This window comes from Bacillus cereus group sp. TH152-1LC (assembly GCF_027710505.1).
Lineage (GTDB): Bacteria > Bacillota > Bacilli > Bacillales > Bacillaceae_G > Bacillus_A > Bacillus_A mobilis.
The window spans coordinates 38946-55148 of record NZ_JAQFNK010000021.1; the positions used below are offsets into that span (position 1 = coordinate 38946).

The window sequence follows — 16203 nt, forward strand, 5'->3', positions numbered from 1 at the left end:
GAGGTTTGGACATGTTATTTAAACTTTCCATGTCAGGGTTAAAAAGTAAGTTGCAAGATTATATTGTATTACTTATTGGTCTTATTGTATCTATTTCAACTTTTTATATGTTTCAAACGCTATCACTAAATAAAGCGTTCCTTGAATCCAATGCAAACGTTGGTCCTATTGTATTAATATTTCAAATAGGTTCCTTTTTATTAGCGATTGTAACATTTTTTTACATTATGTATGCAAACTATTTCTTATTATCTCTTCGCCAAAAAGAGTTCGGTATGTATATGATGTTAGGAGCAAAAAAGTATAAAGTTACATTACTAATGTTCCTTGAAACAATTATATTAGGTGCGGCGTCACTTGTGATTGGGATTACAATTGGTGTAGCACTTGCTGAAGGTATCGGACAGTTATTAATGAAACAATTGGAGTTAACTGGAGAAGGTTACCAAGCTTTCTATATTCCATCTATGGTCGTTACTTGCATCTTCTTCTTTGCATTATTTGTACTATCAGCAAGTATGAATAGTATTAAATTGTCACGTATTTCTGTATTACAACTTGTACATGCAGATGCACAAACAGAGCGTGTCGCGGTAAAAGGAAAAATGACAGTTGTAGTTGCCTTACTTGGTCTGATTTTGTTAAGTATTGGTTATGCTTCACTGCTTTATATACCACAGGCAAAAAATCTAGGAACCGTTCCTACATTAATGGCCCTTGGATTAATCTCAGCAACTGTTAGTACTTACATGTTGTTTGGAGCGCTTCTCCCAGTTATGATAAAAAAAATAAAAAGTAATAAAAAGCGTAGTGAAAAAGGACTTAATGCTTTTACCTTTGCTCAATTAAACTTCCGCATTAATGGCCTAACAAATGTGCTTGCGACGGTAGCGATCTTAGTGGCTCTTGGAGCAGGTGGGATTGCGTGTGGTATGGCTTTTAAAAACAACGTTTTAAAGCAGACTGATAAAGTAGAAATTTATGATTCAGTAGTTCATAATACAACAACTGAAGAAAAGAAAATTTTGAGTAGTATCGTATTTCAAGATAAGCTTGAATATCGCTACAAAGTAGATGATAAGTATGTTTATTATATAAAAGAAGAGCTAGAGAATAATCGACCTTTAGTAAAAGATAGAAAAAATGAGAAGATAATAACAGTTTCAGAGGATATCCCCCTGGATGCATTTGCATTGTCAAGACAATGGGTTAAAAATGATGGGAAACCAAAACAATGGAGCGACGCTTTTGAAACAATCCAGCCCAATTATATATATCCTGATCATAAAATAAAAATTGTAGATCAAAACATATACGATAGTATGAAAGGTAAAGAAAATACTGTTTTTATTGGTAAAACAGATGTTTTTGGAGCATACGTAAAAGAGTGGAAAAAAATTGATGAATTACAGGTAGTTAAATATAAAAATGTGAAAGTGGAAGAACTGGATAGTAAGTATCAAACATATAAGGCGAATCAAAATTTTTCCAGCGGATTAATGTTTATGGGGTTCTTCGTTGGAATCGCGTTTTTAGCAATGATGGCCAGTTGCTTAATGTTTAAAATACTATCTGGTGCATCTAAAGATAGTATACGTTATCAAATGCTTCGTAAAATTGGTGTTCGCCGGGAATTATTAACACGATCGATTTATAAGGAGTTATTCTTCATATTTCTAGTCCCAGCAATTATCGGTATTGCTCACATATTAGTTGGTATGAACATGTTTGGGCCTCTATTAATTGATCCGTATTTTCGAATTTGGTTACCAATTGTTATTTTCATAGTCATTTACTCGATTTACTACTGGATTACAGTTCAATTATATAAAAGAATTGTACTTCCGAAAGAAGGTTAATGTAATCATGTTATGTATACTAACTATCAACATAGTTCGCCCTCGTTATGATCTAATGAAAAAATACGATGTAAGCAAAATAGTAAGTGAATTTGAGATACAAATATGCAGCAATGAGCGGCAGAAAGCGTAAGGAAGAAGTAAATACAAGTAGGGGGGATTTCATTTATAACTTACAAGAAGATATGTATAAGCAATTAAAAGAGAAAAATACTATTCTTTCTATATCTTAATAATGAAGGGGCCAGATAGCATCGTTCCTATATTGAGTACTATTTTAACCTCATTTGTAGGAACGATTGCACTATTCCTTACAATAACTACCTTGTATTCATGGTATCTATTGTAGTTATTATTTCAAATTAGGCCTGCACCAAAAAAGTGTTAATAAACATAAAACTTGTACACCTTATTCATCATAAGGATTATCGTTTTAGAAAAAGGAGTGTATCTTGAAAAGATTTTTAAAGTTAATTTTAATTTTATTAGTAATATTTATAGGAATTATGTTGGGAAGCATAATTTTAAATAAAACATATCATACTAAGTTTAAGTCTTTGGATAACACAGATCAAAACATGTTAAAAGAATTATCTACTATTTATAAGAGCTTCGAAGAATCGAGTGATAAACTTTGGAATGAAGATTATCGCTTCGAAAAAATGCCATTGGTTCTGATACGTAGTAATAAAGACGGGGGATTCTTTAGACAAGAAGCTTATGCAGTTAATGTAACGGGACTAGAAAATAGTATTTTTGCAAAAGAGATAAAGGTCTCAAATTCTCTGCATCTACCTAAAGTCTATCGATTAACTCGTTTTGATTTTAGAACAATTTCTACCTGGATTCCTTGGAACTTTGGGACAATAAAAATGAACGATATGGATGTGTTTTATTTAAAGTATTATCCTAAAATGTTTAGTAATCCAGATTTATATTTTGATTTTTCTTCTTTCTTATTGCATGAAGCTTTTCATGCATATAAACAAAAAGATTGGACATTTGATGCAAATGGTGGAGAGTTTATTCATGAATATCCGATTAATAAAGAAAATTACGCGCTAATGGGATTAGAATTTAAGCTATTAGATAAAGCGATGATTGATACGAACCCAGAAAGTATTAATAAGGTATTATATGATTGGACAATTGTACGTAACTATCGCGTGAAAAAATGGCCTCAATTAATTGGAGAAACAAAAACAGAAGCGATAGAAGGTTCAGCACGATACTTAGAGTATCGTTATAGTAAGTTAACTGGTGGAAATCTTATGGTACTTGCAAAGAAACAGAAGCCATATCATGTTACTTTTATGGAGGCGTTCAACTTTATTGCTAATGGACAGGCAGAATCTCCAAAGTTTTTAGAACGGAATATGAAATATGAGACTGGTTCAGCGCTTGAATTAAGCATGGATAAAGCAAATATACCATGGAAAGAAGCTATTGAAGATAGTGCAATCAAACAAGGAAAGACACCATATGAAGTATTAAATATGTACTTTAATATAAATAATACAACCACAATTGAAAATGAAATTAAAGAAATTAAAGAAATTAAAGAAATTAAAGAAATTAAAGAAATTAAAGAGAATAATGACTATGAAACACTTTTAGAAAAAGGAGAAAAACTGGTGAAAATAAGTAACAAGTAAAAAATGAGATTTGAAAAATAATGGTGTAATAAAAATTAATTAAAATAAGGATTCATAAAGCAATTATTTGTTATTAAAAGTTAAACTTTATGAAGAAAAAATATTAATTGTAAATGGATCTTAAGAAAATTGTAAGACGTTATCTTTTATACTGATTATATTATTTTTGTTCTTTCAATTACAGGTTTACAAAAGGGCGTATAAAAATGTACCACTTGCTTATGCTTTTAGTTGTTCAATATGAGAAAATTGTGGAGGAATTAAATGGAGTCAAAAATTCTTATTGTTGATGATGATAAAGAGATTAGAAATCTTATCTCTGTATATTTGGAAAATGAAGGTCTGAAAACTCAAAAGGCTGAAGATGCTATTGAAGCGTTAGAACTGTTAGAAGAAAAGCGATTCGATCTTATTATTTTGGATGTTATGATGCCAAATATGGATGGTATTGAAGCGTGTATGAAGATTAGGGAAGAAAGAAATATGCCTATTATCATGCTTTCTGCAAAATCAGAGGATATAGACAAAATTCAGGGTTTAGCCTCTGGTGCCGATGATTATTTATCAAAACCGTTTAATCCGTTGGAGTTAATCGCTAGAGTAAAATCCCAATTAAGGAGGTTTAAAAAGTATAATACAAATACAGATAATGATAAAAGTATACTAGAAATTGGTGATTTGACCATAAATACAGATACACGTCAAGTATGGATAAGAGGTACGGAAGTAAGGCTAACTCCAAAAGAGTTTGATATACTCGAACTACTTGCTCGTAACAAAGGGATTGTTCTGAGTGTTGCAAAAATATATGAAGCAGTTTGGAAAGAGGTTTTTTATAAATCGGATAATACCGTCATGGTACATATTACAAAAATAAGAGACAAAATTGAAGAAGATTCTAAACATCCAATTTATATTAAAACTGTTTGGGGGATTGGGTACAAAATATGAAGAAGGTTAGGTTTAGAAATAAGATAATTATAAAACTTCTTGGTGCTGTTGCAGTTAGTTTTTTTGTTTCGTTTGGTTTAACAATCCTCACTTTTATATATATCATAATTCCATTAACTCTAAATCACTATCTTGATAATCTTAGTGCATTTGAAAATAATATGCTTACATTTCTTATATTCGCGTTAGCAATCTTTACTTTTATAATCATTTTTTTAATATTGGTTCGAAAGAAAATAGTATATTTGAAGCTCATTTCTGATAATGTGAATGATATTGCCAATGGAAAACTGGGTTTGACAATTGAGATCGAGGGAAAAGACGAATTGACTCAACTTGCTCAAAATATTAATTACATGTCCAAGGAATTGGAGAATACATTTGAGCAGGAAAGACGATTGGAACGTACAAAAAATGAACTCATAACCAACGTATCTCATGACTTACGCACACCATTGACATCTATTATCGGTTATGTAGATTTATTAAAAAGAGGGCAATACGACAGTAAAGCACAATTACAGGAATATCTCGAAACCACTTATTTAAAATCACAGAGATTGAAATATCTAATTGATGAACTATTTGAGTACACCCGTTTATCAGACAACGATGCCAAGTTAAACTTTAATGAAGTTGATTTATCGGGTTTGTTGGAGCAAATAGTTGGGGAATACACTCCTATATTCGAAAAGGAAAGTTTAATTGTTCAAAAATCAATAACGGAAGAAACAATACCTATTTTTATGTATGTAGAAAAAATGGTACGTGTTTATGAAAATCTGTTTATGAATGCGATAAAGTACAGCATGAAGCCATCCAAATTATTAATATGTCTTGAAGTAATTGATAATAAGGCAATTTTGAAAGTATCAAATAAAGCTGAGAAACCACCTGTTAGCGATCCAAATAAATTATTTGAGAGATTTTTCAGAGGCGATAAGGCAAGAAAAGATAATCAAGGAAATGGACTGGGACTCGCTATCTCAAAAAGAATTGTTGAACTTCATAATGGTAATATACATGCAGAATATAAAAAAGGTTGGATATCTTTTATTGTTGAACATCCGATCATATAGAATGGCTTATGGAATGAAAAGTTCCATAAGCCTTTTTTAAAACTTAAGAAACTATTTAAGTTAATAATTCAAATAGGTCATTCATAGTAGACATGATAATAACAAGTTAATTTATTATTTTTATAAAGTAATTAATAGAATGAGAGGGGAAGTTCAATGATATGAATAATGGAAGAGACGATAGTAAGTTTAGCAACCGGTGTGCTTCGAAATTTAATCGGGACACACTGGTTTTATTTTTTATAAATGTGGAACAAATGTATTACTTATATTGTCTATTAAGTGTAATCCTAATAAATATGAAAGTACGAATCATTTTGAAAAATACAAAGGTATTAAAAAGAGGGATATGTGTGGGAATACTAAGTGTCAGTGTGCCTAATAGGGTGGGATGAGATGTTTTATATGAAAGTCGTCCTAATGTCATATATGTATATAGAATTTGATAACACTGTCTATTTTTGAAGGATTATGTTAGAATAACGCTTTTTTGAGTACAAAGATATTGGAGGTAAGAGAATTGAAAGGTATGTTTTACAAAAAAATCATTGTAATAGTAACAGTGCTTACAATATTTTGTAGCATAGTTGTTACATCTGGAAGAGCAACAGCAGAAACAGTTTCTGCTATAGATGTAGAAGCAGGATCGGCAATTTTAGTAGAAGCAAATTCCGGGAAAATTTTATATGAAAAAAATGCAGATGAATCATTAGCAATTGCTAGTATGACAAAAATGATGAGTGAATATTTAGTCCATGAAGCGGTGGATAAAGGAAAACTTAAATGGGATCAAAAAGTTAAAATCTCTGAATATGCATATAAGATTTCGCAAGATCGCTCATTATCAAACGTTCCATTAGAAAATGGTGGATCTTATACAGTAAAAGAGTTATATGAGGCAATGGCAATTTACTCTGCGAACGGTGCGACAATTGCTTTAGTTGAAGAAATTGCTGGAAAAGAAGCCGATTTTGTGAAAATGATGAATGATAAGTCAAAAGAGTTTGGAATGAAAAATTATAAATTTGTAAACTCTACAGGCTTAACGAACTATGATTTAAAAGGACATCACCCAGAAGGGACAACTCCAGACGAAAAAAATAAAATGTCCGCAAGAGATTGTGCGATTTTAGCACAACGTCTGATTCAAGATTTTCCGAAAATGTTAGATACTGCAAAAATCCCTAAAAAAACATTCCAACAGGGTGGTAAGTATCCAATTGATATGACGAACTTTAACTGGATGTTAAAAGGTTTAATTAAGCAATACGAAGGTGTAGATGGGTTAAAAACAGGAACTACCCCAGAAGCTGGTGATTGTTTCACTGGTACAGTAGAAAGAAACGGTATGCGTCTAATATCTGTAGTGATAAAAGCAAACTCTCATGCAGCACGTTTTGATGAAACGAAGAAATTATATGATTACGGATTTGCAAATTTCGAAGTGAAGAAGGCCTATGGAAAAGACTCAGTAGTAAAAGGGCATGAAACAGTGAGAGTAGCAAATGCAAAAGACAAAGATGTAGTAGTTCAAACGAAGCAAGTTGTTTCACTTCCGATACCAAAAAACAACAAAGACGTATATAAAAAAGAATTTAAAGTATTGAATGAAGAACAAGAAGCACCTATTAAAAAAGGTGTAACAATTAGTAAAATGATTATCTCGCCTAAAGATAGTACAGATCCTGGGTTCTTATTAGGTAAATCATTACAAGTAGACCTTGTAACAAAATCTGATATAGAACAAGCAAATTGGTTTACACGTTTTATGCGTAACATCGGATCTTTTTTTAGCGGTATGTGGGATAGTGCGGTTGATATAGTAAAAAGCTAAGTTTATAGGATGAAACTAAATATTAATCTAAAAAAAAGAGTTTCGAAGTTTTATCCCGCTTTAATGGGCAGTAAGACCCCCACCTCAAAATTTAGCGAAAGCAAAGAATTTAGGTAGGGGATCAACTGCCCATGAAAGTCCGATTGATTCAACTAATAATCAGTGGGGGATGAAGAACCCCCCCTGATTAAAGTTTCACTTTATAAATTTTTATGTAGATAGTTTGGAATGGAAGATGGTATTAATTTTCAAATTGGATCCTTCGGAATTTTTCTTATTGTAATCAAGTTAAGATAAATTTATATCTATAAAAACAAAAAACGCTATTCTTTTTGTAGAAATATACAGAAAGGATGGCGTTTATTATGTGTTTTTTGATTCAAAGCATTCTAGTACAAAGTTAGTTTAATAAAGTTACATGAAGAAAAAACATTCATTTTTTCATCAAATGACAATAAAAAATGAATATCCGGTACTTATTTCTGTAATTAGATTTTATAAAAATTTAATAAAATCTTTTCTTTGTATTAAATATTTTGTTTTAAATTATTTATATAAGGAAATGGAGACCAGAAAACAGATGCATAGATTGACTTTGAACTGTTTATATCTGGGATCTAGATAGACATTATGTACAATTCTCCCACTACACTAGTATAGTGGCCTTTATGAACAGCAAAATCTACAATTTACAAGGAGAACATTTTATGAGTAAGAGAATAAAAGAATTAGATTCTATACGAGGGTTAGCGGCACTTACTGTGGTATTTGGACATTTTTGTTTAATGCTACCATCGTTGCCTAATTCTATTAAATTTTCCCCGCTTAGGTTTTTATGGGCGGGTGGGGAAGCTGTTATCGTTTTTTTATGTACTAAGTGGTTTTGTGTTATCTATGGCACTTTATCATTCAAAAACAAATTATTGGGGATATTTAATTAAGAGATTTGTAAGAATCTATATTCCTTATTATTTTTGGATAATCGTTACCTTTGTTTTATTTATTTTATTTTCGTCGTATGAAGTGGTAGGACTACGGGATTGGTTCTATGATAGGTGGCAAGGGTCTATAACAAAATTAGATATTCTAAACCACTTTGTGCTTGTTAATAATTTTTTTACGGAAAATTATAATCCAGTTATTTGGTCATTAGCTCAAGAAATGCGTATATCTATTGTGTTTCCTTTATTATTCCTTCTTTTTTATAAACTGAATTGGAAGAAAACGATACTATTTGCTTTGAGCTTTTCTTTCATTAGTGTTTTTCTTAATATGTTGCATATTGGGAAAGCTGAAGGATTTTATAATGGTTATGCTGATACACTGCATTTTACATCTATGTTTATGGTTGGAATGTTACTTTTTAAGTATCAGGAAAAACTTATCTACTCATATAGGAATATGAAAAAATTTAAAAAAGGATTTCTTATTGCATTAGGGATTATTTTATATTTATATTCCATTTTAATTTATGGTATTTCCCGTAATGATACTACTTTCTTATTAAAAGATTGGGGTGTCGTAATGGGGGTTAGTATATTTATTATAATGGCTATGAGTAACCTAAAAGTAAAAGCATTTTTAAATAAGAGTGTATTTGTATATTTAGGAGAAATTTCATACAGTATCTATTTGTGTCATTTTCCAATCATGATGGTACTATTTAAACTTTTGTATACAAAGATACCTATCTTTTTCCTTCTTACTTTGTGCATTGCAATGACACTACTTTTTTCTATAATTTCGTATCATTTAATCGAAAAGAAATGTATAAACTGGGCAAAACAAAAAACAACCAATTTTTTGAAAAAAGTATGATTCATAGAGAGACTTTATTTCTTTAGTAAATATACGAATATGACCGATTCTTAAGTATACTTAGGAATCGGCCAATTTTGGATTCTAAATGTAAATATAATAAAGTGGAATATAATTGAAATCGAAAACCACTTAGAAATAACAATTACGGTGTGAGCTATTGTATAGTATAGATATGGTTAATAATAAAGGGGGACTACATATGTGGAAGCGATTTGTATCGATTGGTGATAGTTTTACAGAGGGCATAGGGGATGAAGTTGAGGGAATAGAGTTAAAAAGCTGGGTAGATCATTTTGTTCAACTTTGTGTAAATGATATAGAATATGCTAATTTTGCAAAGCGTGGGTTAGTAACGAAAGAAATTCGCTCACAGCAATTGGAAAAGGCATTAACGTTTAATCCAGATTTGGTTAGTATAATTGCAGGTGCAAACGATGTTTTAAAAGGACGTTGGGATCATCAAGAATATAAGAACGATATGGAATTTATGATAGATACATTAAGTAAAACAGATGCTGATATCATTATAGCGAACCTTCCAGATTTTACAGTTCGGCTTCCATTTTCTTCTGAAAAAAAACAAATGTTAAAAGGACAATTATTAGAGGCAAACGAAGTTATACTTTCACTGAGTAAAAAGTATAAGCTTCATCATGTTGACTTTTGGAATCATCAATTAGTTAATGATAATTCGCTTTGGTCTACGGATTTAATTCATCCAAACTCAAAAGGATATGTAAAAGTTGCTGAATTAATTCATAGTAGTTTACCTGTACATGACTCTTCTAAATAAGCTTATTTCGGATCAAAACCCCAGTCGCATACAGCACAGGGGTTTTGATCCGAAATAGAAGGATATACAGCGTCTATAAATTAAACTTTAATTAATTCTTTTTTATTGTATACACTTTGTTATTTTTTATTGAAGGACCCTTAGAATAAGGGTCCTTTTTTGTATTAAATATCTACAAAAGGGAGAAGAGCGGGGAACCTAAACAAAAGGATAGTTTAAATAATAGTGTTAAATTGATCCGCTACTTTTGTTTGTAGGAATTTTAAAATCTTCTCTTTCGAATGTAACTTGATCATAAATTAAATTTTTTTGTAAATGTGGAACAATTTCATTACTTACACTGTCTATTAAGCGTTACAACATTTTTTATTTAATAAATCAAGAAAGGAATAAACATTTTTAACTAAGGGAGAAGATTGAATTGAAAAAATTATGGATGCTGCTTTTCTTTTGTTTTGCAGTTATATTAGTAGGATGTAATAAAAACGAACCGCCAAAACAAGCATTTGAAGAATATATCAATTTATGGAATGATAGAAAATTTGCAAATATGTATGATCATTTATCAGAACATGCCAAAAAAACAATTTCTAAAAAGGAATTCACAGAGAAATATCAAAAAATTTATGAAGGTATTGGCGTTAAGAATTTAAAGGTTAAAACGAAAGCAGAGAATGCTAAAGATAAAGAAGTTTTTCTTTTTGAAGTTAAGATGGATACGGATGGAGGAAAAGCTTCATTTATCCATGAAGCAAAACTTGTGAAAGAAAAAGAATCTTGGAAAATAGAATGGACACCAGATTTCATTTTTCCAGGTATGAAAAAAGATTACAAAGTACGTATGCAAATAGAACAAGGAAAACGTGGAGAAATATATGATCGAAATGGGAAAGGTCTTGCAACGAATGGTAAAGCGAGTGAGGTTGGAATTATTCCGGAGAAGCTAGGTGAAACGGCAGCGCAAACAAAAGAAACAGTAGCACAATTACTTGATATGTCTACAGAAGAAGTCGATCAGAAACTTACAGCGAAATGGATAAAACCAGACTCCTTTGTACCAATTGGTATTTTAAAAGAGGGAACTAGACAGAATGATTATATTGAATTAGAAGGAGTTTCATCTCGCCCAGTAAATATTCGGACGTATTCATTAGGAGAAGCGGCGGCACACTTAACTGGTTATATAGGAAAGGTGAATGCAGAGGAGTTAAAATCGCTTCAAAAAAAAGGTTATCAAGCTGATGATTTAATAGGTAAGACAGGTTTAGAGAAAGTATTAGAGAATAAATTGCGTGGCGAAAAAGGTGGACGCGTATTTATAGAAGATGAGAGTGGGAAAGAGATTAAAAACGTAGCAAAAAAAGAAGCGAAAGCAGGGGAAAATGTTACGTTAACAATTGATGCTGCAATTCAAGAAAAAATCTTTAATGAGATGAAAAATGAAGCAGGATCTAGTGCAGCGGTCAATCCTAAAACGGGTGAAACTATTGCACTTGTAAGTAGCCCTGCTTATAATCCAAATACAATAGTTAGAGGAGCATCAAAAGCCCAACGAGAAGCATGGAATAACGACTCGAAACTACCAATGATGAATCGTTTCACACAAGCATTTGTACCAGGTTCCGTATTTAAAACGATTACTGGTGCAATTGGTTTGGAAACAAACACTATAAACCCTAAGGAAGAATTTAAAATTCAAGGATTAAAGTGGACAAAAGATTCATCTTGGGGAAATTATTATGTAACACGTGTGAAGGAAGCTAGTCCAATTGATTTTGATAAGGCAATGAAATACTCTGATAATATTTATTTTGCTCAGCAAGCTTTAAAGATGGGAAAAGATCAGTATGTAAATGAATTTAAGAAATACGGATTTCATGAAAAATTACCAATCGAATACGCATTTCCTATTTCAATCATTGCAAGAGATGGGATAAAAAATGATATTCAACTAGCAGACACAGGTTACGGACAAGGACAAGTATTAATGACACCACTTCATTTAGCATTAACATATGCACCGATTGTGAATGAAGGGAATATTCCGTCGCCTCATCTTTTAAAAGAAGCAAAAGTAGCGGGGAATTGGAAAGAAAATGTGGTTTCTAAAAAGAATCAAGAGATATTAAAGAGCGCATTAATAAAAGTCATTAATGACCCTGATGGCGCGGGGAGAATTGCTAAGGTTGATGGTATAACTCTTGCTGGTAAAACCGGTACAGCAGAACTGAAGGAGTCGAAAGAAGCAGACGGAAAAGAACTTGGATGGTTTGCAGCTTTTGATGCAAATGCGCCCGATATGATTGTTACCATGATGATCGAAGATGTAAAAGGAAGAGGGGGGAGTAACGTTCCAGGTGAAAAAATAAAACATGTTTTTCAGAAATAATAAGTAACTATAAGGTGAAATTTTTTACTACATTCATTGTTTGCTTAACACGGAGGTGTAAAGTGAGCAATACAAAGAACAATTAAGTTTCGAAAAAGCATTCTCCTTAATCGAGAATGCTTTTTTGTTGTGGCTGAATAAAGATGATAACCCATCTTTGTTTTCATTTTTGAAAGGTTGGTATTGCTAATAGTAAATAGAGGAGTAAAACAAATTGAAAGGGACAAGGGAGGAGAATTTTAAACTGTAACAAAACAGTTATTTAGTAAAACATAAATAGAGCACACAAATAAGTATGCTCTAAGAAAAAAGGTGATACAAGTGGAGTGTTGCGTGAAATGAAAAAATAATAATCAGATTTTTTTTTTGAGTGTATTTTTAACATTGTATGCTTTACTTGTTGTTAGGAGCCTGTCATGTAAAAGAATGTATAGATGATTATTTTATGAAAGTAATTGCACACCTTTACATTTTAAGGAGGTTTTTTTTATCAAAAAAGATAAAGAACGGAACAAATGAAACTTGTATCTTGTCTATATATTGAAACTATAATAAAAGTGAGGGCAGTTTTATGTTTATTCAAATAAGTTCGAGGTGTGGAAATGGAAGAGACGTTTATTGAAAAGTGTATTCATGATGAGCTTGACTATGTTATAAAAGACTATTGGCAAGATGTATGGAATTATTCATTTATTATTACGAAAGATCCACACTTATCAGATGATATCACGCAAGATGTGTTTATAAAGGTATTTAAAAATTGGAATTCATTTCGAAAGGAGTCATCTATTAAAACGTGGATATTAAAAATTACAAGAAATACAGCAATAAACTATTTGAAATCCTCCTATTTTAAAAGGATATCATTAGTAGGTTTTTTTAATGATGATAAGCAATCTCCATCGGCAGAACGAGAGTTTTTTAAGAAAGAGGAAATGAATGAAGTGTGGGATGTTGTTTTAAATCTACCTAAAAAACACCGTGAAATAATTATTTTAGACGCAAAATATGAATTATCTTATGAAGAAATGGCTGAAACACTAGGGGTATCCATTGGAACTGTTAAATCTAGATTAAGCCGAGCGAGAAGTAAGGTTTCAAAATTAATAGGGGAGGGTAGTAGTGATGAACAATAAAAAAAATCCTGACTGGTATAGTAAATTAAAAAAAGGTCCAATGGAGAATCGTAAAGATGAAGAAGAATTTATTTTTAAAATAAAGCAGTCTATATATGAAAATAATGAAGTGGATCTTGTAAAACATAAAAGACCGTTTCGTAAAAAAGCTCTGCCTATTATAGTTGTTTTTGTTTGTACAATGTTATTTGTTATCGTTCAACAACCATGGCTTGATGATAATAAATCACCGGTCCAAAGTAGTACACAAATTAAGCCTAAAACTAAAGATGAGTCTGCTCAAGATCCAACATTAAAACAATTTATGAATGAATTATATCAAAGTACAAATTCAAAAAATGAAAATGACTTGTATAGAGCGTTAAATGATGAAGTTCTATTTAAAGGGGAGAGTTATAAGAAGGATGAATTGAAATTTGATGAAGATATTTTTCATGAGTTGCAAGTTGCTCTTACAATGGGGGGAGAATTTACAAATGACACAAAGCAAGCATACAAAGTACCAAGTGGATTGACAGAAAGTAACGAACCAAAGCAAGCGCATTATATATATGCAACTGTTACTGGAAATAAAACGAAAATTTTAGCTGAACCAAAGCGAGAATCACAAGTTTTATATGAAGTATCTAATGAAATGGTAAAAGCTTGGATTCCAGAAAAAGTGCAGAATAATGGATATATAAAAGTATCGACAATTAGCGGTAATACTGGATATGTACAAAAAGAGTATGTTTTAACTGATATTAAATATTCTTTCATGTTCGAAAAGGATCATGAAGGTAAATGGAAAATAACGAATATAGATTCTATATGGTAAAGAGGAAGGTTCACTTTAATGAACCTTCCTCTTTGTTTTTATTTTCTTATTGAAGAGTATTCCAGTACTCTAAAATTTCTGAGGTAACGAGAGCAGCAATGTTTTTTTCTGAATTACTACCAGGAATAACGACAGAAACGGCAATTTGTGGATCTTCGGTAGGAGCATATGCAATGAAAAGAGAATGGTTTATCATTCTTTCTTGCTCATTCGGAGCACCTGTTATGCCTGTTTTACCTGCGACGTGAAAGGGTAAGTTTTTAATTTCTTCTATATTTTGGCTCATCCCACCTTGCACGACACTCCAAAATTTCACCGGGTAACGATTTGAACTTTCTAAAATTGGTTTAAACTTTTTTGTTTCTTTCCCATTTTGATCAATAATAGCACTTACGATTTGAGGTTTATATTTATCACCTTTACTTGCTAAAGTTGCTGCATATTGAGCAAGTTGAAGAGGCGTGTGTACTTCATTTCCTCCCCAAGAGGCATTTAATAAGGCGGAGATACCATTTTCAAACTTGTTTGTTGGATGAAATTCATATTGTCCGTCTTCTTCAAAAGGTAAATCAACCCCGGTTTTAGAACGAAGGCCGAATTGTTTTAAATACTCTGTCCATATATGTGCAACTTTTTCTATATTCCCATTATTTTGGTTGAATAAGGGTAGAGCTACTTTTGCTGTCATAAATGTGTTAGATGAATTAATGATAGCCTGCCTCGGTGTAATCTCACCTGTTGGCGTTCCAGGTGCATTCGTAATGTTATTTTGATTATCATATTGAAAAGTACCTTTATCTAAATAAGTATCTTCAGGTTGAAAAAGCTTTTCGTTTAATCCAATTAAAATAGTAAGTGGCTTTATAGTTGAGGCCATATTTACATAAGATTCACCATACTTTAATTTTTGAATTGCTTTATTTTGCGAAAGTGATTTGATATTTTCTTTTTTAGATGATACTTGTTCATATAATGTATTTGGATCAAACACTGCTGAGTTGGCCATAGTTAAAATTGCGCCAGTTTTCACATCGGTTACCACAACATAACCAGCATTAACATCAGTTATTTTCTTGATTTGAGATCTTAATGCTTCCTCTGTTTTTTGCTGCAACTTAGAGTCTAAAGCTAGCCGGATATCTTTTCCTTTTTGTACTTTTTGAATGTTCCATAAGAACTTTTTATTATTCATTTTAAAAATAAGAGTTTTTCCGGGTTTTCCTTTTAAATCATTTTCATATTGCAGCTCAATCCCGCTTTTTCCAACGGGTACATTAAGGGCATTTTCTGCATATCCAATTACCTGTGAACCAATTTCATGTTTAGGATAATATCGAATCACTTCATCTTTGATTATTACATTATTGGGTTTGTTTTTGTTTATGAATGTAAGTTCATTCTCAGTTATGTCAGAGTATAACGGTATATCATTCATAGTCTGCTTTTTACAAGATTGTTGTAATTGAGATTTTATGTCTTCTGTAGAAATGTCATGTTGAAACTCGCTTGAAAATTGATTGAAAAAAGCCAATGTTCTTGATTCGATAGCTTTTCATCATTATAAGTGCAATATAAAGACTTAACTTTCTTATTTGTAGCTAGTATTACACCATTTTGATCAAGAATTTTTCCTCTTTCAGCTGAAGACGTCTCGGTAGTAATTGAAATGAAATTACTTTTTAATAAAATTATTAAAATTAAACCTACAATAGAAAGAATCGCTATAAATCTCCATCTTTTTATTTTTGTATGTAACATAAAACCCTCCCTTTTTAGCTTATTTCATCTTATAGTTAATTATTTTTTTTGTAAATGTGGAACAACTTTATTATTTAGGTTGTCTATTAAGTATTACAGCATGAAGAAAGG

The 16203-nt window shown here is 31.4% G+C and carries 9 protein-coding genes and 2 pseudogenes; 10 read left to right on the forward strand and 1 reads right to left on the reverse strand.

The genetic code is table 11. The features are described from left to right. The first annotated feature begins 11 nt into the window (after nt 1–11). The 10 genes and pseudogenes from PDL00_RS28380 (at nt 12) to PDL00_RS28425 (ending at nt 14334) form a co-directional block, all read left to right on the forward strand. Nucleotides 12–1859, forward strand: a complete 1848-nt coding sequence (locus PDL00_RS28380; RefSeq protein WP_270732799.1) for an ABC transporter permease — start codon at nt 12–14, stop codon at nt 1857–1859. A 452-nt stretch (nt 1860–2311) separates the two neighbouring features. Then, complete coding sequence (locus PDL00_RS28385) at nt 2312–3514, forward strand: hypothetical protein (protein WP_270732801.1); 1203 nt, start codon at nt 2312–2314, stop codon at nt 3512–3514. 264 nt (nt 3515–3778) lie between these two features. Next, nucleotides 3779–4465, forward strand: coding sequence for a response regulator transcription factor (locus tag PDL00_RS28390; protein WP_270732803.1), 687 nt, complete (start codon nt 3779–3781; stop codon nt 4463–4465). After that, nucleotides 4462–5544: a HAMP domain-containing sensor histidine kinase gene (locus tag PDL00_RS28395; protein ID WP_270732805.1), complete on the forward strand. Its 1083-nt coding sequence runs from the start codon at nt 4462–4464 to the stop codon at nt 5542–5544. Before PDL00_RS28390 ends, PDL00_RS28395 begins: the two co-directional genes overlap by 4 nt. 520 nt (nt 5545–6064) lie before the next feature. Beyond that, nucleotides 6065–7378 (forward strand): D-alanyl-D-alanine carboxypeptidase family protein, encoded by a 1314-nt coding sequence (locus PDL00_RS28400; RefSeq protein ID WP_270732807.1) that lies wholly within the window; start codon nt 6065–6067, stop codon nt 7376–7378. A 668-nt stretch (nt 7379–8046) separates the two neighbouring features. Beyond that, a pseudogene (locus PDL00_RS28405) lies at nt 8047–9196 on the forward strand (acyltransferase family protein). 202 nt (nt 9197–9398) lie between these two features. Then, nucleotides 9399–9992, forward strand: coding sequence for an SGNH/GDSL hydrolase family protein (locus PDL00_RS28410; protein ID WP_270732809.1), 594 nt, complete (start codon nt 9399–9401; stop codon nt 9990–9992). A gap of 421 nt (nt 9993–10413) precedes the next feature. Beyond that, nucleotides 10414–12381: a penicillin-binding transpeptidase domain-containing protein gene (locus PDL00_RS28415; RefSeq protein WP_242252765.1), complete on the forward strand. Its 1968-nt coding sequence runs from the start codon at nt 10414–10416 to the stop codon at nt 12379–12381. Nucleotides 12382–12983: 602 nt separating this feature from the next. Beyond that, nucleotides 12984–13517, forward strand: a complete 534-nt coding sequence (locus PDL00_RS28420; protein ID WP_242252763.1) for an RNA polymerase sigma factor — start codon at nt 12984–12986, stop codon at nt 13515–13517. Continuing rightward, the gene (locus PDL00_RS28425) at nt 13507–14334 is read left to right on the forward strand and encodes an SH3 domain-containing protein (protein WP_270732813.1); all 828 of its coding nucleotides are present in this window, start codon (nt 13507–13509) and stop codon (nt 14332–14334) included. The genes PDL00_RS28420 and PDL00_RS28425 overlap by 11 nt, the downstream gene beginning before the upstream one ends. A 46-nt stretch (nt 14335–14380) precedes the next feature. On the opposite strand, the pseudogene PDL00_RS28430 reads toward PDL00_RS28425, so the two are convergent. Then, nucleotides 14381–16092 (reverse strand): annotated as a pseudogene (locus PDL00_RS28430) (peptidoglycan D,D-transpeptidase FtsI family protein). Nucleotides 16093–16203 lie beyond the last annotated feature (111 nt).